Below are 23,706 nucleotides of genomic sequence, written 5' to 3' on the forward strand. Positions count from 1 at the left end.
TTTAAAAACAATAAAAATTAAAGATGAAATTAGATTTTGAAAAAGGAAATGGTTTAGTTCCCGTAATAATCCAGGATGATCGCACGCAACAGGTTTTAATGTTGGGCTACATGAATGAAGAAGCTTTGGAATTAACGCAAAAAGACGGGCGAGTTCATTTCTTCAGCCGCACCAGAAACCGAATATGGTTGAAAGGTGAAACCTCCGAAAATTACCTTTATGTAAAAAGCATTAAGCAGGATTGTGATTCCGATGCTTTATTAATTCAGGTAAAGCCGGCCGGAAATGTTTGTCATACCGGAAGTTTCAGTTGTTTTGAAGAGAAGAAGTCAAAAGGCTTTTTGTATGAACTGGAGGAAACTATTTCTGAAAGAATTGATCAGAAAGTCGAGAAATCTCATACCTACGATCTCTACCAAAGAGGAATCAATAAAATGGCGCAAAAAGTAGGAGAGGAGGCCGTAGAATTGGTCATCGAAGCCAAAGATGATAATGCCGATTTGTTTAAAAATGAAGCTGCAGATCTGCTGTATCACTTTTTAATTTTATTGAAAGCGAAGGGATTTTCTTTAACAGAAATCGAGAAAGTATTGACGGAGAGAAGCCGAAAGTAAAGGCTGCTTTTATTTCGCGCAGATTTCACAGATCGATACGATATTACAAAATGAAGCTGTTCTGTCACTTTTTAATTTTATCCAAAATAAAATTGGTTTCTCTGACTGAGATCTAATAAGTATTGTTTACTCGGACTTGAAATAGAAACAGAAAAACCTGAAAAATTATTCAGGTTTTTTTACTTTTTTAATAAAATAAGTTACTTTTTAATTATTATCTTTTTCGTTACTTTCTGGTCTTCCACACTCATCGTGCCGAGATAAACTCCGTTCTCAAGTTTCGAAACATCGATCCTGCTTTCATTCTTAGTTGCAATTATAGTCCGTCCACTCAGATCCGAAATTGTAAAACTGAAATCTTTTCTATTGAGATTCACCATTTCGATCTGCACAAAATTCTTCGCCGGATTTGGCGAAATCTTTAGAGATTCCAACATTCTTTCCGGCGGACAATCCACGGCTAAAGTAATGGTGGACGCTCCGGCGAAATGCTGAACCGCACCCAAAGCCGCTTTGCCCACATTGAAGACATAAACGGGATCCATATTCACATACGTGTCGTTCGCAGTATGCGGATAATTGCTGATGTTGTGTTCGTAAAACCCCGTAATGATTTCTCCATTTTGCTGAAAGGGAACATAATCGGAAGCATAAGCAGGATCAAATTCCGTAAAAAGCGGCGAATAAAGACCGACACAATTCGCCAGTTGTTGCGTGATTGCCTGCGAGGCAGAATTGTTACTGCTTGGCGAACTTTGATCTCTGTCGCAGAAAACGGTATCATTAACCATACCGGCCACACCGCCCACTTCATCAATATTAAAAACCACTTTAATGTCCATTTTCGGAGTGGTTGCATTTACTACGTTCTGAACATAGTGCTGACTTCCGTACAATCCCTGTTCCTCCCCGGAAAAATTAATAAATTTTATCGAATAGTCAGTAGGCACATCTTTCAAAATTCGCGCAATTTCCAGGATAATTGATGTCCCGCTGCCGTTGTCGTTAACTCCAGGCCCCGCGATGGTATCGAAATGCCCGCAAACAATGACAAATTTCGTAGGATACAGGGTTCCGGTTTTGGTGATGACAAGATTTTTGGACGTGTAGCCGCCACCGGTCCAAGGATCTTCCACGATTTGCGAAGCGGTGTAGCCGAAGGAAGCATATTTATTTTTCAGCCACGCCAAAGCGTTGGCGTTGGCGACGGATCCGGTCTTTTTTACGCCGTACGACGCAAATTCCGTAAGATACGTGTTGATGTTGGTTTGCGTGATTTGATTAGCGCGGTCCTGATAAGCCTGCGTGAACGTTTGTGCAGACCAGAAAACCGAAAACAACGTGATAATAGAGAGTAGGGCTTTTTTCATATCTTTAAATCTGGCGCAAAATTAACAAAAATCCCACACAAATTGTATGGGATTTTATAATTGATAACAAAAAATTCTACATTTATTTTACTTGATCAACGATTGCTTTGAACGCTTCCGGGTGATTCATTGCTAAATCAGCTAAAACTTTTCTGTTCAATTCGATGTTGTTCGTTTTTAGAGCGCCCATAAACTGGGAGTAAGACATTCCGTGTTCTCTGGCTCCTGCGTTAATACGCATGATCCATAAACTTCTAAAACTTCTCTTTTTCTCTTTTCTACCGCGGTAAGCATATTGCATTGCTTTTTGTACGGCATTTTTCGCTACGGTCCAAACATTTTTTCTTCTACCGAAAAAACCTTTCGCCAGCTTAATTACTTTTTTTCTGCGAGCTCTGGAAGCTACTGCATTTACTGATCTTGGCATAATTAAATTTGTTTTTTTTGAAAAGGGCGGTAAATTATTTCATTACACTTTTTTGCGCCGTTTCAGGGTTAAATTTTCTGAATTTGTTAATTCTTATAAACCGGTTGATTTATAAAAACTATCTTAAAGCTAATTGACGTAAAACGCTCTTTTTGTCCACTTCTGCAACATAAGAAGTCTGCGTAAGATTTCTCTTTTGCTTCGTTTCTTTTTTGGTCAGGATGTGGCTTTTAAAAGCACCTTTTCTTTTAATCTTTCCGGTTCCGGTCAGCTTAAAACGCTTCTTAGCACCTGATTTAGTTTTTAATTTTGGCATTTTGCTTAATTTTATCTATTTGTTATCAATGTCTTTTCCTGTTATGTGCATCACTTTTAGAGTATTCTACACATTTTTCAGACTGCAAAAGTACAAAATTTCGCCGAATTAAAAAAGATAATAGTTTTAATTGTTTTGCGGGTTTGGGCGTGCCCTTTAGTCGTTCATTTTGGCGCTCGCTTCGCTCGCGCCGCCATTCACTCCCGCAGGTCGGGCTCTTCGCTCATACTCCTCGCGCCGGGGCATGTCCGCCGCCTGCTGTGGGGTAACCGCTGCGATCCCTCACGCAGTGGTGGAATTTATAAATACTTTTTTGCCTTTAATTTATGATCTGCTCTTTGCGGATGCTTCTCGAGATCTCTTTTAAAATTTTCATTGAAAATAATTTTTCGCCCACAACTTTCGTCTAAAATTCAAATGCGTTGCTTTTAAGAGTAATCTTTAAAACCTTAAATTTGTCGCCATGAATAAGATATATAAGGAAGACATTAATAATACTAATCCTGTTAAAGTTCTCGTCACCGGCGCAACAGGGCAGGTTGGCGGTAAAACCATCGATTATCTTGTACAGCACAAAGATATAGAAATCGTAGCCGCGGTCCGTTCCAAAGAAAAGGCGGGGCAGTTTACAGATCGGGGCATTAAAACTGTATTACTTGATTTCGATGACACTAGCACGCATTTACCGGCATTTGAAGGAATTTACAGTCTTTTTATAGTTACGGGATATACCGTTGATATGTTGCGACAAAGCAAAGTACTGGTAGATAATGCCAAGAAAGCCAATATTAAGCATATTGTTCATCTCGGAGCGTGCGGACCCGATGATGCGACTGTAGGACATTGGGTTTGGCATCAATTGGTAGAAAGATACATTGAATGGAGCGGCTTTTCGTTTACCCATTTGCGGCCGCAGGACTTTATGCAGAATTTATTAAGTTACGGAAACGAGAAGGCGGTCAAAAATGGCGTAATCAATGGCTATGTCGACGACGCAACATTATCCTGGGTTGATGTAGAAAATGTTGCGGAAGTTGCCGCGCTGTCGCTGATTAATCCGGAGAAACATAACGGTAAAACCTACCGCTTGAGTTACGATGCTTTAAATTTTGCAGAGATTGCGGAGTTAATGACTTCAATTGTGGGGCAACCTTTTCGCTACGAAGCTCTTTCTCCAGAGATCTTTTTGCAAAAAATGAAAGATGCTGGTGCCGAAATGGCTTACATGAATTGTGTTTACGATCATTGGAAACAGCATGCAAACGGTACCATTCCCGGCTCCACTGATACATTTGATAATTTTTTCGAAATTACCGGTAAACAACCTACACGGTGGAGTGATTTTATTCAGAAACACCGGGCCGAATTACGTTATTAGATTTCAGTGACTATTTGATTCCCTAACCTGGGCTGCGTGCGGATCGGCCGACGATCCGCTCCTTCAGGTCTTGTTTCAATTTATCTCTTTTCCTTTACTGTATAGTGCGTTTTTTCGCAGTTGAACACCATCCTTTAATAAAATCTCACGTGTTTTCCGCTTTTATTTTCCGTGTAAACACGGATGATTTAGGTGCTTAAATGTTTGTGTGCTTTTGTATTAAATTGGAAATTTATTCACGCATGGGATAACGTTCAGTTATCAAAAGAATTTAACTTCTAATAACGCGGTTATAATGAATCAAACACGAAATTCTTCACTTCAAAAGTGGATTTTGCTTCTATACTTTGTAACATGTTTTTATTATTTTGGTGTAACTATGATGACTTATTTCGTGAGTTATCCGCAGCTACAGAAGATTACGAAAAACATTTATAACTATATGCAGCTGTTTAATGAGAAGATGATGCTGTTTTATTATGTTCCTGCCGCATTTATGTTTCTGTCACTTTTGCTCTTAAACTATTATTGTTCAAAAGTTTTTCGCCGCCCAATCTTATGGTGGTCGCTGGGACTGGGTACGATATCGGTAGCCGCAACTTTTATTCTCGTTCTCCCTCTTCAACGTGCCTTACCAGCTGCGGGCTTTACACCGCAACTAAGCAACAGTTTACTGATGTACGGAAAGTATTTTCAGCTGGGGCCTGCAGCGCTCCAGACGGCCATTGCAGTGAGATTGTTGCAGATTTATTTGAAGAAAACAACGAAAAGCCAAATCGCTATCTGGCTTTTTATTGCGGTCTTCAGTTTGTCGATGTATTCCTGGGGAACGCTGTACATGGAAAGTTTAGTGGGTTATCCGATGTGGCTTTTGGTTGATCCCACTGAATGGTTAGCCACGCGCGAGTCCGTAGGTTTAAACATTCCGGCATTTATCTGGGTCTTTCTGATCCCTGTTTATTTACCGCTCATTTTACTACTTTCAATGTTCTGGTTCAGACCGAATGGAGTACGCCGCTCTTCTGTAGTATTGATGTTTTTGATGTTACTCTGGGTTTTTATCATAACCGCAGTATATTTCGTGCCGGACATTCAGCTGAAACTGGCAGAAGGGTACGACGCGAGGCTCATCAAACTTCTAAATAAAACCGACTTTCCACTGCGTGGTATACCGGATTTGGTTTACTTTTTTACAGCCTGTTACATGTTTTTAAGCATAGACAAAATAAAAGCAGATTCTCAATAGGCTGGTCTTAAACGAGTAGAGCGTCAATTAAATAAAATATAAACCACAAAAAAAGAGACTCCGAAAAGTCTCTTTACTATTATCAAATTGTAAAAATTTAATTTTATTTTGCCGGTTTTTTTGGGCTCATCATCATAATCATCCGTTTGCCTTCTAATTTCGGAAGTTGGTCAACTTTTCCAACGTGCTCCAGTTCCTGTGCCAATTTAAGAAGAAGGATTTCGCCCTGATCTTTAAAGATGATCGAACGTCCTTTAAAGAAAACATAAGTTTTCAGTTTCGAACCTTCTTCCAGGAATTTCTCCGCGTGTTTCTTTTTAAAATCGTAATCGTGCTCGTCGGTTTGAGGGCCGAAACGGATCTCCTTCACAACTACTTTTACCTGTTTGGCTTTTAGTTCTTTCTGCTTTTTCTTCTGCTCGTAAAGAAACTTTTTATAATCCAGAATTCTGGAAATAAATGGTTCTGCTTTATCTGAAATAACCACTAAGTCCAATTCCTGATCTTTAGCTATTTCTAGAGCTTTTTCCAGCGGATAAACGCCGGGTTCCACATTATCACCTACCAAACGAACTTCTCGTGCACGTATCTTTTGATTGATTTGGTGCAAATCTTCCTGAACTCGTCTCTGTGGACCTCTACCTCTGTAATGAAATTTCTGTGCTATGGTTTTAAATTTTAATTGGTTATATTCTAATTGGTAATTTTTACTTCTTTTTTGAAGTAATTAATGAAGTCTTCTACACTCATTTCGCCTAAATCGCCTTCGCCTCTTCTTCTTACAGAAATAGTGCCATTTAATTCTTCATTTTCTCCGACGATGAGCATAAATGGTAGTTTATTGATTTCCGCATCGCGAATTTTTCTACCTGTTTTTTCGTTTCTTTCGTCAACTATGCCACAAATATCGTGATTTTCCAGCAACTGTGAAACTTTTTTTGCATAATCCAAATATTTTTCGCTGATCGGTAAGATGGTGAACTGGTCTGGCGCTAACCATAAGGGGAAGTCGCCGGCCGTATTTTCTAAAAGAATCGCGATAAAGCGTTCCATGGATCCGAAAGGCGCACGGTGAATCATCACAGGTCGGTGTTTCTCCCCATCGCTTCCCGTATACCAAAGATCGAATCTTTCCGGTAAATTGTAATCAACCTGGATGGTTCCCAATTGCCATTTTCGGCCTAGAGCGTCTTTGACCATAAAATCCAATTTTGGGCCGTAGAAAGCAGCTTCCCCTGTTTCGATCACGTAATTTAACCCTTTCTTTTGAGCAGCCTGAACAATTGCATCCTCCGCTTTTTTCCAGTTTTCATCGCTGCCGATATATTTTTCTTTATTGTCCGGATCTCTTAACGAAACCTGCGTTACAAAATCTTCGAATCCTAAGGATTTGAAAACATACAGCGTCAAATCGATTACGTTTTCAAATTCAGCCATCAATTGATCCGGTGTACAAAAAATGTGCGCGTCATCCTGCGTAAAGCCACGCACCCGGGTTAAGCCATGCAGTTCGCCCGACTGTTCGTACCGGTAAACGGTGCCAAATTCTGCGAAACGTTTGGGCAAATCACGGTAAGACCATTGGCCTACTTTGTAAATTTCACAGTGGTGCGGGCAGTTCATAGGTTTCAACATAAACTCTTCGCCTTCGTTCGGCGTTTTGATGGGTTGAAAACTGTCGGCGCCATATTTATCCCAGTGGCCGGATGTTACATACAATTCTTTAGAGCCGATGTGCGGTGTCATCACAAATTCGTAGCCGGATTTTTTCTGCGCCTCGGAAAGGAAATTTTCCAGTTTTTTTCTTAAAGCGGTGCCTTTTGGTAACCATAATGGTAAACCGGCGCCCACTTTTTCGGAGAATGCATAGATTCCCAGTTCGCGACCGAGTTTTCTGTGGTCGCGGCGTTTGGCTTCCTCCAGAAGTTCCAGGTATTCTGTGAGATCTTTTTGTTTCGGGAAAGAGATCGCATAAACTCTGGTGAGTTGTTTGTTTTTCTCGTCGCCGCGCCAATAAGCGCCGGCGGCGTTTAATATTTTTACGGCTTTTACAATTCCGGTGGCGGGGATATGACCGCCGCGACATAAATCTGTAAAGTTTTCGTGGGTGCAGAAGGTAATTTCACCATCGTTAAGATTGGTGATCAGTTCCGTTTTATAGGGATTGTCGGCGTATTCTTTTAAAGCATCGGCTTTCGCAACCGGATAAATACTGAAGGTTGAATTTTTCTTTGCATTCTCCAGCATTTTCTTTTCGATTTTCTCGAAATCTTTCTCTGAAAGAACCTCCTCGCCAAAATCTACATCATAGTAGAAACCTTGCTCAATTGCCGGTCCGATGGTTAATTTCGCGTTCGGATAAAATTCCATAATGGCCTGCGCCAAAAGGTGAGCAGAGGAGTGCCAGAAGGCTTTTTTGCCCAAATCATCATTCCACGTGAGAAGCTGAACCGTAGAATCTGTCGTGATCGGGGTGGTATTTTCAACCTGCGTTCCGTTAACCAAGGCGGAAATAACATTTCTTGCCAGACCTTCGCTGATTGATTTTGCGACTTCGAGCGGGGTTACCGCGCTTTCAAATTCTTTGATGCTTCCATCGGGAAGTGTAATTTTTATCATTTTGAACGGGAAATTTTAAGTTGCGAAAATACGGATTTTCTTGTAAAGTATGTTTTAGTTTGCGGGTTTTTCTGAAAAAGAAGAATCCGTTTTCTATGTTTCATCGGTCTTGCATCGTCTTTCGTCGCTGCGGAGAAGAACAGACCGAGGTTATAGCCGGGATTGTAGTGGAAATCCTGCCATTGCACGGCGAAAACCTCCGCGCAGAACTGACTGTTCTTTGCAATGGCAGATTGGAACGGAAAGCGCGACGCATCTTCGAAAGAAAAACAAATGGTAATGCTTCAAATAAAAAAAACCGATCTCATAGAATTGAAATCGGTTTTTGGGGAAAAATTTAGAATGATTTTTAGAACGTATCATTCGACGCTTGAGAATCCATATCCGAATCCATACCTTCAGGCCTCATATTGTATGTTCTGTTTTCATTTGTAAAATAAAGATTGTTCTTGGCTTTATTGATGATTCTTGCGCGTTCGTCTGCGCTAAGATCTGTGGTTGTGCTGGTGGAATGGTTATTTCCGTACCGATCTTTTGTGAAATCATTTACATTAATCGCTCCCTGATCATTCATTATAGATCTCGCTTTTTCAGCGCGCTCCAGATCGTCGGTATAAACGGTAACCATATTGCTTTTGGAACCTGCGTAACTGTACTTTTTCTTTTCATGTTCGTCTTCGCCGAAAAGCCAGTTCCAAAAACCGGTGGTTTTTTCGTCTTCTTCGTAATCGTAATTTTTGGAATCGCCAATATTTCCGGTTGTGCTGTAGCGGGAAACGTTGTAATCTTCTTTGGCAAAACCTGCACTATCTAATTTATCTGATGCTTTATCTGCATCTTCGTTTGTTGGGAACATTCCCACAATGGTGTAAGACATAATTTTAAAATTTTAATGTTAATAAGTCGTGATTTGGTGTTTCACCTACCATCAAAAACTGTGACAAATAAGCCTTATTACTATTTCGTCAAAAATATTTTAACAGAGATTAAGGTTAATTGGGCGGGTTTAACGGTTTCTTAAGATTTCGTTTTGATACGATAGGAAAAAGTGAAAATTAATTTTCCGCATTTTTTTCGGTGTTGTCCGTCTTTCCTTCGTTATGAAGTTTAGATGTTTTCTTTATTTCCTTGTGCGCGGTGTCGCCGGAATTTATTTTTTCCGTGGAGGCCGGAATATTGGGAAAATCCTGATTTTGTTTTTTAACGTCGGATTTTTCGGTCTTTTTTTGGTCGTTGTCGTGGGCCATAATTTAATTTTTTAGGGTGATTAAAAACTTGTGGTTTTGAGTTTCGAATAAAGTACGTCAAAGCCTTTGCCAAAAAGTACATTTTGGATCTAATGAAAAAGAATTACATAAAAAGTCGCCCTCAAAATATGTAAGGGCGACTCGATTTTACTTTAAAGATTTAACATTTATTTTTTGAGGAACTTGTTCGTTGTTTTTGTACCATTTTTATCCGTAAGTTCAATTATATAAGTGCCCGTATTTAATTTCTGTGCATTTATTTTTTTATCGGCAGAACTTCCGTTACCGACCATCTGGCCCGTTACGCTAAAGATTTTGTAGGAAAATTCTCCGCTTTCTTTACTTTGAATGGTAATCACATCTTTAACCGGATTTGGGTACAGCGCTGTAGCCAAAGTTGTTAAATTGGAAACGCCAAGATCTTTATCTTTTACATTCAGGGTGTAGTCTTCAACCTGTCCGTAAGTGAAGGTTCCACAAGCAGCTGGTACAGCATTGTAGCGAAGGATCACCCGCATTCTTACCGATCCGAGGACTGGTGCAGAGGCCGGGACAACAATCGATCCTGTGACCGGAGTGGTTGTGGATGCTGCTTTCGTGAAGGCAGTTTCGTCTGCATCGGAGAAATCGCCGTCGTTATTCCAGTCGATAAAGACACCGTATCCTTCCGGATAGCTTGTTCCGCCCCATTGCGGTGTTATCGTAATGGTATAGGTGGATTCTTTTTTAACATCTGTACTTAGGTAAGAAAAGTCCTCATAGCCTGCAAGACCTGTGCTTTCGTTATCGATAGTGCCGAACTGAACACGTTTAATCCGTTCATCTGCCGTATTGGTCGCAGTCGCAACGCAGTAAGTTGGTTGGTCCAGCGTGGTTACCGTAACGGTATTACTTTGCGCGGAAACATTTTCGTACGGATCAACCGCTTTCACGTAAAAGCTGTACGTGGTAACTGTTGAAAGACCGGTTACAATATAACTGGTAACATTACCGGCGACGGTAGTTACCTGCGTTCCGTTTTTATAGATGATGTACCGGTCGATTCCGTTTTCGTCGGTCGAGGCATTCCATGTTAATTTGGTTTGTGTGCCTGTGGTGTTGGTGGCTGCTAAATTCGTAGGTGTTGTTGGCAGCACGACGTCCGGCGTGGAAAGATATTTAACACCAACCCCAACGGCGTAAAACGCATCCTGCGTGGCGATGGCTTCGGGAGAATCAACTCCGTAAAGATCTTTTGCCGCCTGAATTCCAAAGTCCCGGGCGTTTTTATAATTGGAGGTAGGGGTTAGATAATTTGTTTCCAAACGATAAGCAATGCGCTGTGCTTTTTCGATTGTGATACCGGTTACACTGTAGTTGCTGCCAATATCGTTGGTTCCCGTTTTCCCTACGGAAAGGATATAGAACCAATGATTTAATACGCCGCTGTTGTAATGAACGCCGCAATAATCATTGGTGGTTTGGCCCGGTGTAATGCAACCTTCTTCTATGGTGGCCGGTTTCCAGTTAATGCCATGATAAGTATCGGGTTGAGGGGACAGCCCAGATTTTGGATTGCTCATAGAGCGCAGATACATTGGAGCTATTTTGGTTATTTCTTCGCCGATAAGCCAGGTTTGCTTTGTTGGTGCATATTTGTATTCCGCTGCTGCGCCCCAAATATCAGAAAAACCTTCATTTAGAGCACCGGACTCCCGGCTATAAAGCAACTGTGCAGAAGTGGAACATACGCCATGTCCCAGTTCATGGGCCGTCACATCATAAGCCGTTAACGGTTTAAAAGTGGACGCGCCGTCGCCGTAGATCATTTCAGAGCCGGTCCAGCCTGCATTTTCGTAAGCGTTTCCGTAATGAACGTAACTTTTTAAAAGGGTTCCGAGACCATCAAAACTGTTTCTTCCGAAGGTGGTAAAAAAGTAGTCGTATGTGTTTTCTACGCCTAAATGTGCATCTAAAGCTGCGTTGTCGAAGGCCGCATTGTCAAATTCGGCCGCCGTCCAATTGTTGTCGTTGTCCTGAAAATCAACGCCGGAACCCAGACTTTGACTTTTTTTCAGATTGTAAGTTCTAATGCCGGATCCACGCGTGGTATCGTGCAAAATATATTTATCTGGAGCCGCCAAGGTGGTTTCGATATTTTGAGTTCCGCTGTACCTTGTGTCTGCACTTCCCAATACCAGAGCTGGATAATTTTTAGATGCAGTTTCAATAGGTTCTACGAAAATAGGAGTGTTTTGGGCTTTTTTAACTTCCTTATCTGCATGTTTCATAATTGGGTCAATTGCCACAATTCTTCCGGTTACAGCGTCCACATAAATGTAATCTCTGCTGATAGGAGTGGCCGCATAGATGTCGAATTTGTAGGCGAGGATTAAACTGTAGCTTCCATCGGCCTGGTTAACAGGCACATAAAGTAATTCACCACTTGGTTTTTTATAATCGTTGTGTGCGGTGTAATCGGTATCTTGCCACATGTATTTTTGCGCACCCACACTTTTCACGGCTTCATTAAACGCCGCTGTTTCAGATATAGCGGGACGGGAGTCGGCCGGAACATATTGAAATATCTCGCCATTCATGCTGAGTAAATTGCCGCTTTGATAGTGCAAATGATAGATCCCGCCTTCTACCTTAATATCTTTAAAATAAAATTGATATTTCTCGTCCACAAATTTGCCTGTAAAATCTTTCTCTGTTTTGATAAGTTTTAACTGCTCATCTTTAGAAAGTTTTAAAACCTCTTTGAATAAGGTATTTGTAGAGGAAGAATTTAGGCCCGAATTTGCTTTAAAAACCACCAAACTGATTCCCCCGTTGGGATTTGTGACCTTTTTTGAAACGAATTCCTGCGCTGATAACGAATCGGTAAAACCAAGCAGAAGTCCCAGCACACCGAGCATGAGTAATTGTTTTTTCATAATTATTATATTAATTTGTTGTAAAAATAATAATTATTTTTCTGTTTGGTTGCAAGAAAAGTGGATTAATTTGAAGATAGTTTAAATTGGCGCAATATCTAATCTTTCGCCGAATTCTCATCCATTAAAAAGGTATATTTAGAGTACAAAGTGAATGCAAACCGAAATGAACTACAACTTCGACTTATCGAAGGTGCCGGTTTCATCTTCAATGGTATAGTTCAGCGCTTTTGCCAAAACGAAAATATTTTCGAGATTTTCTAACAGCTGCTTTCGGCCTTCCGCACGCAACCGGTTTTGATTAACGCTTTTAATTGCGTTGTCTTTAGCAGACTGGGTGATTTTTTGGAAATCTTTTTGCTCGAATCTGTTAAAAAAAGAATCATCTAAGGACTGAATTTCAACGCTTGGCGTAATTCGGAGGTCGGCATTCGGCAATTCTTTGATGATGAGTTTTTTATTAACGGAATCAACCTCGAGTTTCATTTTATTAAGATCATATGAAACCTGGGCGTTGGTTTTTGTAAAGGTGATAATCTGTTTCTCTATTTTAGGCAGCATTCCGCCTAAGAGTTCAGATGTTAACGTGGTTTTTTGCATGCTCGAAAAATCCTGTTCCATCACAACCAGTTTATTCATTTTTCGAATCTGATTCGTAATGATGTAATAATCGTTTTGAACTTTGTCTTCGGCTTTTTTCGTAAGGCTGTTCCAGATGAAAAAGAGGAGCAGCATTGCTGCAGCTCCTAAAACAAAAGGAAGTATTTTTTGGTTTGCTTTCAATTTATTTGAGTAAATTTTTTAGTGAGGTGTCGTCTTTTTTAAGGATTTCAACAAGGTCTCTTTCCAAATATCCCGTTGAAGGATTTTCGGTGATTCTGCCAATTTCTTTGCCATATTTCTGGACAATAATCGTGGGCACGAGCTGAATGTTGAAAACGCCTTCTTCGCCATTTGGCGCTTCCTTTTTTCTATTAACCGCAATCATGGTTAATTTGCTGTCCGGGAAATCAACGGCTTCCAGAATTTTGAAGAGGCGTGGCACTTGGCGATGACTGTCTTCGCACCAGGTTCCCATCACCAAAGTGATGTTGTAGGAGTTCAGCTTTTCTTTTTTCAGATCGGAAACTGCGGCTTTATCAATCGTATACTCGTCATGTTCTTTGGTATACCACTCGCTGTACGGTTCTTTCAGCAACTGATCTTTTGTTTGATGTCCTAAAAGCATTTTACCGTCGTTTGTGGTTTCGACTTCTCTATTCACAACCACTTTTTGGGCGTCGCAGGATTGAAGCGATAATAGCAGCGTTGCGCCCGCGAGAAAGATTTGAGTAATTTTTTTCATTGAACGAGATTTGTTTTGAAGGAAGGGAATTAGTTTTCTAAAATAGATTTTAAATCCGCCGGCGAATAATATTTGTTTTTTAAAACTTTATGATCAGATTTTCGGTGAACGTTAATTTTTCGGCCCGAAATTTCGGAAAAAGCTTCTTCACCTTTCTCTTTATAAAATGCAATCGTATCGTCGGCTTCGTTTTGATTGGAACAGGCTTTCGACATGTTGGACCGCTGAACTTCATTAAAAAGCGCCGGAAATTTTTCGCCCAAACCGAATTCCAAAACAGCACCGCTCAAAACATACTGAAGGTCGCACAAAGCATCCGCAATTTCAACAATATCATTGTCTGCAATGGCTTGCTTCAATTCATTTAATTCTTCCTGAAGCAAAGAAACCCGCAGTTCGCATCTTTCTTTCGACGGAATTTGAGGCGTTTCTAAAATTGGAGCGTTAAAAGTTTTGTGAAATTCTGCAACCTGATTCAGCGAATCTATCTTTTCCATTAAAATTTAATTTGAACAAATATAAACATTCAGTTTTATAAACAAAAAACCGCCGCAAAATTAATTGGGACGGTTTGGTAAATGGTTTCTTTAGGTTATTCTTTAACGAATTTTTTGGAAGTGTTACCGATTTGAATTAAATAACCTCCTTTTGGAAGGTTTGTCATATTAACTTTCTGCCCGGCGGTTTGCCCGCTCTGAAGAAGTTTTCCGCTCATCTCCAAAATTCGGAAACCTGTCGCCTCAGCATTCGCAACATTCAAAACATTTCCGCACTCTCAATCTTGTTGCGCCTAAAGTGGCACTTGCAGGAATTTTTACCGACTTATAACAGGACTTGTAGTAGAGCCTGCTTTGGTCCAGGCTTTCTCGCAGTTTCCGTAGTAATCAATGTAAACTGCGTATGCTTCTTTATATTTTGTAGAAATCCACGCTGGCGTAATCGATAATGAATAGGTTGTTCATCTAACAATGCATAAAAAAAACACCGGTTTAACGGTGTTTCGTATGTTTAAATATGATTTTACTTTGAAATCTCCCGGCCGATCACTAATCTCTGAATTTCGGAAGTTCCTTCTCCGATGGTACATAGTTTAGAATCTCTGTAATATTTCTCTGCGGGAAAATCCTTCGTATAACCATATCCGCCGAAAATCTGAACCGCATTGTTGGCAATGCGTACACAGGCTTCAGAAGCGTATAGCTTGGCCATTGCGCCTTCTTTCGTCATAGGCTTTTTGGCGTTTTTCAAAGTAGATGCGCGTTGGATCAGTAATTCGGCAGCATCAATTTCGGTCGCCATATCAGCAAGCATAAAATTGATCGCCTGAAATTCGTTAATTGCTTTTCCAAACTGATGTCTTTCTTTTGAGTATTTTAAAGCAGCTTTGTACGCGCCTCTCGCGGTCCCCAAACTTAGGGCAGCAATGGAAATCCGACCGCCGTCCAAAATTTTCATGGCCTGTTTGAAACCTGAGCCTACTTCTCCCAATCTGTTCGCGTCGGAAACGCGCACATTATCAAAAATAAGTTCGGCGGTTTCCGAAGCGCGCATCCCTAATTTATTTTCTTTCTTTCCGGACGTGAATCCTTCGGTTCCTTTTTCAACAACAAATGCGGTGGAATTGTTTCTGGCGCCTTTTTCGCCGGTTCGAGTCATTACCACAGCAATATCTCCGGTAATGGCGTGGGTGATAAAGTTTTTGGCCCCGTTGATGATCCAGTCGTCGCCGTCTTTTACAGCGGTTGTACTCATGCCACCGGAATCCGATCCCGTGTTATGTTCGGTTAAACCCCAGGCACCGATTACTTTTCCGGATGCTAATTGCGGCAACCAGCGGTGTCGTTGCTCTTCATTTCCAAATTCATATATATGGTTCGTGCACAAGGAATTATGCGCCGCTACAGAAAGTCCGATAGACGGATCAACCTGCGAAATTTCATCTAAAATGGTTACATATTCGTGGTAACCCAGGCCGGAACCGCCATATTCTTCCGGAATAACAATCCCCATAAACCCCATTTCTCCCAATTCATGGAAAAGATCGACAGGAAAAGTCTGGCTTTCGTCCCATTCCATAATATTCGGACGGATCTTTTTTTCGGCAAAATCCTTTGCGGTTTCTGCAATCATAGTAATGTTGTGTAAAGTCTCGCTATTCATATCAGTTATTTGGTCTCAAAGATAATTAAAATGGTTAAGTCCGAAAAATATTTTTTTTGGAGGTAAAATGCTATGCGAAGCGCGGTACCTTTTGATAACCATCTATTTGTAAGGAGGGAGAATGTAAAATTTACACGGAATTAATTATTGTCATTTCAGAATTATTTAATTTAGCTGTTCAAATTTTATCACATGAAAAGAATTTTATTTTTGCTCTTCTCGGTTCCGTTTCTCGCATTTTCTCAAATACCTGCAGGTTACTATGAGGGAACTGCGTCTCTGAGCGGTTATGCCTTAAAATCGAAATTACATGAAATCATTTCCCAAAAGACAATTAGCTGGCATTACGGTGATCTGGGTGCTTTCTATAATCAAACCGATTTAGACAAGTATTACGATCACGATGCAACCAACACGACGATTTTTCTAGATATTTACTCCGAAATCCCGGCCGGTCCAGATGCGTACGAATATACGGAAGCAAACGCAATCGGCTCCGCGACCGCCGAAGGAGAAGGCTGGAACCGCGAACATATGATGCCGCAAAGCACATTCAATAGTAATTATCCGATGTATTCGGATCTTTTTTATGTAATTCCTACGGATGCTAAAATTAACCAGTTAAGAAGCAATTATCCTTACGGCGTAGCCGGCACTCCAAATTACTACACTTTTACAAACGGCTCCAGAATCAGTAAAAATGCCTCGCCAAATTCTGGTTATACAGGAAGGGTTTACGAGCCGATCGATGAATTTAAAGGGGACATCGCACGCAGTCTTTTATATTTTGCCGTTCGATACGAGGGAAAATTAAGTTCTTTTAATTTCTATACTGGAGCGTCCGCGGCAACAGATCGAAGCCCTTTGGATGGAACGGAAGAAAAAGCCTTCGAATACTGGTATCTCGCAATGTTGCTGCAGTGGAGCAATCAGGATCCCGTTTCTCAGCGCGAGATCGACAGAAATGACGAAGTGTTTGCGATTCAAAAAAACAGAAATCCGTTTATCGATCATCCCGAATGGATCAGCGCGATCTGGACGCAGACGCCGGATGGCGTAATTCCACAGGCACCGTTAAATCTAAGTGTTACGCAGAACAGCGCTTATTTTGTAAATTTAAGCTGGAGCGGTTCCCCGGAAAGCGATGTTTTAGGTTACAAAATTTACATGAACGGCACTTTGATAGGGGCCACAAAAAACACCAATATCAGTATTGATCATCTCCAGCCCTCCACCACGTATAATTTTACGGTTCGGGCTTATGATTCCGGATACTTAGAATCTGCCGACAGCAATTTGATTACGACAAGCACATTGGCGTCGGACATTTTCTCCAAAGATTTAATGATTACGAAGTATCTGGAAGGCACCGCAAACAACAAAGCCCTGGAAATCACAAACAAAACTGGCCATCCCGTTAATTTAGATAAGTATCGACTGAGCATTCAGTTTTACAGCGGAAGCAATTATTATTTCACGGAAGCGTTCGAACTGGAAGGAACCGTTCAGAACAACGAAACATTCGTCGTTTTAAATCCAAACGCCAATTTTACTTGTATTACGAATGACGAGGCACGGTTTTTAACCGCTGCGCCACAACTCACTTTCAGCGGAAGCAACTATCTGGAACTTCGGTATAATTCCGCAACCGTTGATGCGATCGGAATGCGGGATGTCGATAATTATTCCACGTTGGGAAATGTTTCTCTGTATCGTCGTAATTCTGTTAATGAGCCGACAAGCGCTTTTAACCTGGCGGAGTGGCAAAGTTTTCCTGCCGATTATTGCGAAAACATAGGAAGTTTAGCAGCTTCCGACGTGATTGTTGTGAGTGAAAATGAGTTTTCGGTTTATCCAAATCCGGTGGTGGGCAATACGATATTCATTAAAGGAAGAAATCTGGAAAAAGTTCAGACTGCAACTTTGTTTGATCTTTCTGGCAAAATAATCCGGCGCGAAAATGCGCCATTCAGGACTAAAAATTCTATTGATGTTCGCTATTTGAAAGCCGGAATTTACATTTTGAAAATTGATGGCGAATCGATCAAGATTATTAAAAGATAGATAGAACCGCAGCTTCAAATTGTGCTCATCAATTTTTGTATCGTGTGGACGAAAGAGAAATATTTAAGTTAAAAATCCTCTCCGAAATTTTTGGAGAGGATTTTTTTTGGATTATTCCGACTTCAAATAAAGTCGCATTCGTGCTTCATACTCGGGTTTCACCTTGATGAATTTCCAGATCTTCTTTTCGTTCGGATTCGAAATGCGGAAGTAAATAATTTTATCCGCGGAATATTTAAAATAAGGATGATTTTGGAGCCATTCTTCCGGCGCATCGGCCAACGTGTATTTTGCAACTTTGCTATCGTCCAGTTTTGCGGTGGCGACTAGCTTTTGTGCGAGCTCTTTGTCAATATCGTACGTATCGATAATCTGCTGTTTATTGACAAAGCCACCTAATTTTTTTCTATAACTCAACATCATTGCGGCACTTTTCTCATCAAAACCATATTCCGTCAACTGTTTGAAAGTGATCTGATTTAGATCTATTTTCGAAAAATCCGTTTTCGATTCTGAAGAAGCAGTTTTGGAATCTGATGTATAATTGGATTCATACTTTTTTGCAGAACCATTTTTGATGTTTTCCGGATTCAGCGCGATAAAAGGTTTCATTTCTACGAACTTTTCGGGAGAAATTACGAAGCATTTTTCAATATCTTCTAAATTTTTGAAACTTCCGCGCAAATTTCTGTCCCGATAATTAAGGATAACTTGCGCCTGCTTTTCGGAAAAGCCCAGCTTTCGCCAGCCGTCAAAATCGGTGGTGTTGGGGTCGAAATTTTGGTAGCTTATTTTCGCTTTTTCAGTTCGAGAAATTTTTGCTTCCGGAGAAATCTGTGAACCGGCGGGCGAGCCTTCCGGCAACAGGAGATAAGGCTCCATTTTGCGGTAATTTTCTGCGCTGATCATATAGCAAGCTTTGAATTTTTCTTTGCTTTGAAAACTTCCGCCTAAATAATTTTTGTATTTCAAAATAGAATTAGCCTGATTTTCCGTAAAACCCATTTGCACAAAATCATTCACACTCAAGTTGTCCGGGTTGAATTTTCCGGGAATCGTGAGTTCCTTTTTCTTAAAGGTTTTATAGTTGCCGGAGTAATTGGCATAATAACTTCGGGAGTTTTGATGATTTCCCGAAGAATAATTTCTATAAGTGGATGCCGATGTTTCAGGAAGCAGAATAAATGAGTCCAGTTCCGCGAATTTTTCCTCGGAAATCGCATAGCATTTTTTCATCTGCGCTTTCGAAGAGAAATTTCCGCCCACCACATTTTTGTATTTTAAAATTGTAGCGACCTGTCTTTCTGTAAAACCTAAATTTTTCCAGCCGTCGGCCGAAAGTTCATTCGGATCGAATTCTGCTAACGTAATTTTTTCTGCGTTTACGTAATCGACTTTTTCAAAAGTGGGCGGTTCAGCGCTCGGACTTTTTGAATTATAGTAAAGCAAACCGGAAAAAAGGATGGCACCGGACGTGGCAAATCCCAAAAAATAATTTTTTGCGGCGGATATTTGAAGGTGGAAACTCATGGCGTAATATTTATGCAAACATAGATAGACGCTGAGATTAATTTTTGCGTAAAACGACCTTTTCGTGAAGTGGAAAATACCTTTTCTATTCGGGTTTATCCACTAGGGAATCTTTTAGTTTAAGAAGTTCGGCTTTTACAAATTCCAGCCGGTCAATCATACTCACGGTTTCGGAGATTTTCGAATTTGTGGTCAAAGCGATGCGGGCGCCATCCAACGTGTAGCCTTTTTCCTTCACAAGATGGAAAATGATTTTAAGATTCTTAATATCCTCCGGCGTGAAATACCGGTTTCCCTTTTTGTTTTTTTTGGGCTTAATGATGGGGAATTCCTGCTCCCAATACCTGATGAGCGAAGCGTTCACATCGAATGCTTTAGCTACTTCGCCAATGGAATAATAAAGTTTATCGGGGAGGTTTAATTTCATTGTATAACGGTCACAGTTTCAAAACTACATAAAATTTGGAAAATAAAATGGTGCAGAGATCGCATTAATAAGCAATCTCGATTTTCATCTTTTTGTTTTTCAGTCTTTGGTTCTCCAGTTTTTTCAAAAGAGCAACAACCTTTTGGCGGCTCACAGCAACATAAGAGGTCGTATCCTTCACTTCGATGAGGCCAATATCATCTTTTTCCAGTTCCCCTTTTTTGATGAGGAAACCCACTATATCCACCTTATTAACCTTGTCTTTTTTTCCCGCGCTGATATAAATGGTGGAAAAAGGCGTTCTGGACGGCATTTTATAATCCTGCGTAAGCTTTTCTTCCGGCGTGTTTTTTTTGATGAACGGAAAATTTTCATCTTCTGTCATGATGAGGTAAACGGAACCTTTGGCGTTCATCCGCGCCGTTCTTCCGTTGCGGTGGATAAACGCATCTTCCTTCGGTGGCAGCTGATAATGTACGATGGATTCTACTTCGGCAATATCTAAACCGCGCGAAGCCAAATCGGTTGTAATTAAAATTCGGGAAGAATCGTTTCTGAATTTCAGCAGTGCGCGTTCTCTTTCGTCCTGCTCCATACCGCCGTGAAATGTTTCTCTTGAAATTCCTTTTTCCTTTAAAAGTTCGGAGATCCGGTCAACGGCGTCGCGGTGATTACAGAAAATTAAAGTTCTTTTGTTTCCAATTTTGCATAAAAGCTGAAATAGCGTATCGAGTTTTTCCTCAGACGTTGTGATCACCTTTTTATATTGAAGGTCGGGTTTAGATTCCAGTACTTTTAAGAAATCTACCTTTTGTTCATTTTTTACGCCTGTAAATGTCGGAATATCATCCATCGCGGTAGCGGAAGTGAGAATTCTTTGCGAAAGGAGCGGCATTTCGCTGATAATCAAACTCATATCTTCGTGGAAGCCAAATTCTAAAGATTTATCAAATTCGTCTAATACGAGAGTTTTGATGGTAGTGGCATCGAAATTATCATTGTTGAGGTGGTAGGCGATTCTACCCGGAGTTCCAATTAATAACGCGGGGGATTCTCGCAGATTATTGACTTCTATTTTTTTGTCGTGTCCGCCGTAACAAACCGAGACTTTATAATCGGTACCCATGGATTTGAAAACCTGCTCGATCTGCAAAGCCAACTCGCGGGAAGGGACCAATACTATGGCCTGGATTCCGGAAACATTGGGCTTTAAATTCCGTAAAACGGGAAAAAGAAAGGCCAGGGTTTTCCCGGAACCGGTGGGCGATAAAAGGATAAGATCTTTTTCGTCTTCGGTAGCTTTGTACGCAGATTTCTGCATCTGATTCATATCCTGAATCTGCAGATTTTGATAGATTGACTGTAATTCCATTTGGCAAAGGTAAGAATTCGGTACTGGATTTAGATGAATCTTTATGAACGCCAAAATGTTTTAGCCTTGTGAGGAACGGAATTGCTCTTTTTTAAAGAAAAGGTGTAAAAGAAGATAGAGTTTTCCGGCGTGCCCAGCGTAAACTCTCAGGCGGAAAAGCTTCAAATTATTTAAAATTTATTTAGTTGTTTATCAGTAAAAATACTTATCTTTGCACCACTTTTTGTGAAGGTATTTGGCGAAGTTAAAACATTAACAACTAACATCTTCCGTATTTTTCAAGAATCACATTGGGCCAAGTTTGAAAAAGAAGGAATACAAATTATTTATTTTATGTCAGAAACGACAGACAAAGCAGAGGTTCTTTTGAACCAAAACGTAGCACCGGAAAATTTTGACTGGGATTCCTTCGAATCTGGTCTTGATGCTGATGCAAGACAGGAGAAAAGCGATCTGGAGGAAATCTACAACGGTTCTCTTAACAACCTACAAGACAATGATGTACTTATTGGTAAAGTTGTAAGACTTACAGATAAAGAAGCTATTGTTGATATCAACTTTAAATCTGAAGGTGTTATTTCTTTAAACGAATTCCGTTATAACCAGGGACTTGCCGTAGGTGATGAAGTGGAAGTAATGGTAGACAGAAGAGAAGACAAATCCGGACAGTTACAGTTATCTCACAAAAAAGCGAGAATTCTTAAAGCGTGGGATCGTGTAAACGAGCTTCACGAAACAGGAGAAATCGTAAACGGTTTTGTAAAATCCAGAACAAAAGGTGGTATGATCGTAGACGTTCATGGTATCGAAGCGTTCTTACCAGGATCACAAATCGATGTTAAGCCAATTAAAGATTACGATCAGTTCGTAGGAAAAACAATGGAATTCAAAGTTGTGAAAATCAACCCGGAATTTAAAAACGTTGTCGTTTCTCACAAAGCGTTGATCGAAGCAGATCTTGAAGGTCAAAAACGTGAGATCATTGGTCAGTTAGAAAAAGGACAGGTTCTTGAAGGAACTGTTAAAAATATTACATCTTACGGGGTATTCGTAGATTTAGGTGGTGTTGATGGATTAATCCACATTACAGATCTTTCCTGGAGCCGTGTTAACCATCCATCAGAAATTTTGGAAGACGGACAAACTGTAAAAGTAGTAATCCTTGATTTTGATGACGAGAAAACAAGAATCCAGTTAGGTATGAAGCAATTGGAAGCACATCCTTGGGATGCACTTTCTGCTGATCTTAAAGTTGGAGACAGAGTAAAAGGAAAAGTAGTGGTTCTTGCAGATTACGGTGCATTCGTTGAGGTTGCTCCAGGTGTAGAAGGACTGATCCACGTTTCCGAAATGTCGTGGTCAACTCACTTAAGAAGTGCAGGTGATTTTGTAAAAGTTGGTGATGAAGTGGAAGCGGAAATCTTAACTTTAGACAGAGAAGACAGAAAAGTTTCTTTAGGAATGAAGCAACTGAACGAAGATCCTTGGTCCAATATCGAGTCTAAATATCCGGTAGGTTCTCAGCACGTAGGAACAGTAAGAAACTTTACTAATTTCGGTGTGTTTGTAGAGTTGGAAGAAGGCATCGACGGATTAATTTATATCTCCGATCTTTCCTGGACGAAAAAAATCAAACACCCATCAGAATTCTGTGCGGTAGGCGATAAATTAAACGTAATTGTTCTTGAATTAGATACAGCAGCAAGAAGACTTTCTTTAGGTCACAAACAACTGTTGGAAAATCCTTGGGATAAATTCGAAACAAAATATGCGGAAGGAACTGTGCATGCAGGAAAAGCAACAGAAGTATTCGACAAAGGTGCTCAGGTACAGTTTGAAGATGCTGAAGTTGAAGCATTCTGTCCATCAAGATTATTAGAGAAGGAAGACGGATCTAAAATCAAGAAAGGAGAAGATGCACAATTCAAAGTGATCGAATTTAACAAAGAATTCAAGAGAGTAGTAGTATCTCATACAGGAATCTTCAGAGACGAAGAAAAGAAAAACGTAAGAGACAACTCTTCTAACAATTCATCTTCTAAACCAGCTTCATCTTCCAACAACGAAGAGAAATCCACGCTTGGCGATTTAGATGTATTAGCTGAATTGAAAAAGAAAATGGAAGGGAACTAATTCCTGATTTTCATATGTTGTTCCGCGAGGGACTGCAATAAACCATAAACCAAAGCAATTTTTGCTTTGGTTTTTTTGTTTTTAATCGACAGGCTCCCACAACTGGATTTTATTTCCCTCTGCATCCAAAATATGCACAAACTTGCCATAGTCGTAAGTTTCAATCGTATCGACCACGGTGACGCCTTCTTTCTTCAGCTCCTGAACGAGCGTTCCCAAATCTTCGACGCGGTAATTGATCATAAAATCTTTTTTGGAAGGTTCAAAATATTTTGAATCCTCCGGAAAAGGTGTCCACTGCGTTTGCGCTTTGGTTTTGCTGTCCGGGCTTTCGTACCATTCGAAGGTTGCGCCGTACGGATTTGTTTCCAAACCCAGGTGTTTCTGGTACCATTCGGTCATCTTTTTTGGGTCTTTGCATTTAAAAAAAACGCCGCCAATGCCTGTTACTTTTTTCATTGTATGATTTTTTGGTTCTGTTGCAGATCGAAAAGCGAAACCGAGAAAGAAGGTGATCCCTAAAGTTAAAGCGACAAATAA

Annotated in this window: 22 protein-coding genes; 5 read left to right on the forward strand and 17 right to left on the reverse strand. The window is 40.4% G+C overall.

The features are described 5' to 3' along the window. Positions 1–23 precede the first annotated feature (23 nt). Positions 24–614 carry a bifunctional phosphoribosyl-AMP cyclohydrolase/phosphoribosyl-ATP diphosphatase HisIE gene (gene hisIE / locus L0B70_RS10410; RefSeq protein WP_235141736.1) on the forward strand — a complete coding sequence of 197 codons (591 nt, stop codon included), beginning with the start codon at positions 24–26 and terminating at the stop codon, positions 612–614. Positions 615–814: 200 nt separating this feature from the next. Here the strand turns inward: hisIE and L0B70_RS10415 are convergent, their stop codons facing one another. The 3 genes from L0B70_RS10415 to rpmI form a co-directional block, all read right to left on the reverse strand. Then, the gene (locus tag L0B70_RS10415; RefSeq protein WP_235141737.1) at positions 815–1,984 is read right to left on the reverse strand and encodes a M28 family peptidase; all 1,170 of its coding nucleotides are present in this window, start codon (positions 1,982–1,984) and stop codon (positions 815–817) included. 82 nt (positions 1,985–2,066) lie between these two features. Continuing rightward, entirely contained in the window at positions 2,067–2,411 is a 345-nt protein-coding gene (gene rplT, locus L0B70_RS10420; RefSeq protein ID WP_143853639.1) for a 50S ribosomal protein L20, read from the reverse strand. Between the two features lie 118 nt (positions 2,412–2,529). After that, positions 2,530–2,727: a 50S ribosomal protein L35 gene (gene rpmI / locus L0B70_RS10425; protein ID WP_012782450.1), complete on the reverse strand. Its 198-nt coding sequence runs from the start codon at positions 2,725–2,727 to the stop codon at positions 2,530–2,532. Positions 2,728–3,190: 463 nt separating this feature from the next. Between rpmI and L0B70_RS10430 the strand changes: the two genes are divergently transcribed. Then, positions 3,191–4,105, forward strand: coding sequence for an SDR family oxidoreductase (locus tag L0B70_RS10430; RefSeq protein ID WP_235141738.1), 915 nt, complete (start codon positions 3,191–3,193; stop codon positions 4,103–4,105). A gap of 379 nt (positions 4,106–4,484) precedes the next feature. After that, positions 4,485–5,351 (forward strand): hypothetical protein, encoded by an 867-nt coding sequence (locus L0B70_RS10435; protein WP_235141739.1) that lies wholly within the window; start codon positions 4,485–4,487, stop codon positions 5,349–5,351. 103 nt (positions 5,352–5,454) lie between these two features. On the opposite strand, the gene infC is transcribed toward L0B70_RS10435, so the two are convergent. From infC to L0B70_RS10480, 10 genes are all read right to left on the reverse strand, one after another. After that, complete coding sequence (gene infC / locus L0B70_RS10440) at positions 5,455–5,961, reverse strand: translation initiation factor IF-3 (RefSeq protein WP_185145833.1); 507 nt, start codon at positions 5,959–5,961, stop codon at positions 5,455–5,457. An 83-nt stretch (positions 5,962–6,044) separates the two neighbouring features. Then, positions 6,045–7,970 carry a threonine--tRNA ligase gene (gene thrS, locus L0B70_RS10445; RefSeq protein ID WP_235141740.1) on the reverse strand — a complete coding sequence of 642 codons (1,926 nt, stop codon included), beginning with the start codon at positions 7,968–7,970 and terminating at the stop codon, positions 6,045–6,047. Positions 7,971–8,319: 349 nt separating this feature from the next. Further along, a complete protein-coding gene (locus L0B70_RS10450) occupies positions 8,320–8,847 on the reverse strand; it encodes a hypothetical protein (protein WP_235141741.1) in 528 nt (175 codons plus the stop codon). A 178-nt stretch (positions 8,848–9,025) separates the two neighbouring features. Then, positions 9,026–9,217 carry a hypothetical protein gene (locus tag L0B70_RS10455; protein ID WP_235141742.1) on the reverse strand — a complete coding sequence of 64 codons (192 nt, stop codon included), beginning with the start codon at positions 9,215–9,217 and terminating at the stop codon, positions 9,026–9,028. 167 nt (positions 9,218–9,384) lie between these two features. After that, positions 9,385–12,135 carry a M4 family metallopeptidase gene (locus L0B70_RS10460; RefSeq protein WP_235141743.1) on the reverse strand — a complete coding sequence of 917 codons (2,751 nt, stop codon included), beginning with the start codon at positions 12,133–12,135 and terminating at the stop codon, positions 9,385–9,387. A 171-nt stretch (positions 12,136–12,306) separates the two neighbouring features. After that, positions 12,307–12,918: a DUF4230 domain-containing protein gene (locus L0B70_RS10465; RefSeq protein WP_235141744.1), complete on the reverse strand. Its 612-nt coding sequence runs from the start codon at positions 12,916–12,918 to the stop codon at positions 12,307–12,309. Position 12,919: 1 nt separating this feature from the next. After that, complete coding sequence (locus tag L0B70_RS10470) at positions 12,920–13,480, reverse strand: thioredoxin (protein WP_235141745.1); 561 nt, start codon at positions 13,478–13,480, stop codon at positions 12,920–12,922. A 29-nt stretch (positions 13,481–13,509) separates the two neighbouring features. Then, the gene (locus L0B70_RS10475; RefSeq protein ID WP_235141746.1) at positions 13,510–13,977 is read right to left on the reverse strand and encodes a nucleoside triphosphate pyrophosphohydrolase family protein; all 468 of its coding nucleotides are present in this window, start codon (positions 13,975–13,977) and stop codon (positions 13,510–13,512) included. A gap of 95 nt (positions 13,978–14,072) precedes the next feature. Beyond that, the gene (locus L0B70_RS13550) at positions 14,073–14,195 is read right to left on the reverse strand and encodes a hypothetical protein (RefSeq protein WP_407929691.1); all 123 of its coding nucleotides are present in this window, start codon (positions 14,193–14,195) and stop codon (positions 14,073–14,075) included. Positions 14,196–14,500: 305 nt separating this feature from the next. Then, positions 14,501–15,640 (reverse strand): acyl-CoA dehydrogenase family protein, encoded by a 1,140-nt coding sequence (locus L0B70_RS10480; protein ID WP_235141747.1) that lies wholly within the window; start codon positions 15,638–15,640, stop codon positions 14,501–14,503. Positions 15,641–15,832: 192 nt separating this feature from the next. Between L0B70_RS10480 and L0B70_RS10485 the strand changes: the two genes are divergently transcribed. Further along, entirely contained in the window at positions 15,833–17,704 is a 1,872-nt protein-coding gene (locus tag L0B70_RS10485) for an endonuclease (protein ID WP_235141748.1), read from the forward strand. 111 nt (positions 17,705–17,815) lie between these two features. On the opposite strand, the gene L0B70_RS10490 is transcribed toward L0B70_RS10485, so the two are convergent. The 3 genes from L0B70_RS10490 to L0B70_RS10500 form a co-directional block, all read right to left on the reverse strand. Then, positions 17,816–19,234 (reverse strand): helix-hairpin-helix domain-containing protein, encoded by a 1,419-nt coding sequence (locus tag L0B70_RS10490; protein WP_235141749.1) that lies wholly within the window; start codon positions 19,232–19,234, stop codon positions 17,816–17,818. An 85-nt stretch (positions 19,235–19,319) separates the two neighbouring features. Continuing rightward, a complete protein-coding gene (locus tag L0B70_RS10495; protein ID WP_235141750.1) occupies positions 19,320–19,661 on the reverse strand; it encodes a MerR family transcriptional regulator in 342 nt (113 codons plus the stop codon). Positions 19,662–19,725: 64 nt separating this feature from the next. Then, the gene (locus tag L0B70_RS10500) at positions 19,726–21,033 is read right to left on the reverse strand and encodes a DEAD/DEAH box helicase (RefSeq protein WP_235141751.1); all 1,308 of its coding nucleotides are present in this window, start codon (positions 21,031–21,033) and stop codon (positions 19,726–19,728) included. Positions 21,034–21,366: 333 nt separating this feature from the next. On the opposite strand from L0B70_RS10500, the gene rpsA reads away from it, so the two are divergent. After that, positions 21,367–23,166 (forward strand): 30S ribosomal protein S1, encoded by a 1,800-nt coding sequence (gene rpsA, locus L0B70_RS10505; protein WP_235143589.1) that lies wholly within the window; start codon positions 21,367–21,369, stop codon positions 23,164–23,166. Positions 23,167–23,247: 81 nt separating this feature from the next. Here the strand turns inward: rpsA and L0B70_RS10510 are convergent, their stop codons facing one another. Further along, a complete protein-coding gene (locus tag L0B70_RS10510) occupies positions 23,248–23,625 on the reverse strand; it encodes a VOC family protein (RefSeq protein WP_235143590.1) in 378 nt (125 codons plus the stop codon). Positions 23,626–23,706 lie beyond the last annotated feature (81 nt).

Origin of the sequence: Kaistella sp. 97-N-M2 (genome assembly GCF_021513235.1) — a bacterium.
Taxonomy (GTDB): Bacteria; Bacteroidota; Bacteroidia; order Flavobacteriales; family Weeksellaceae; genus Kaistella.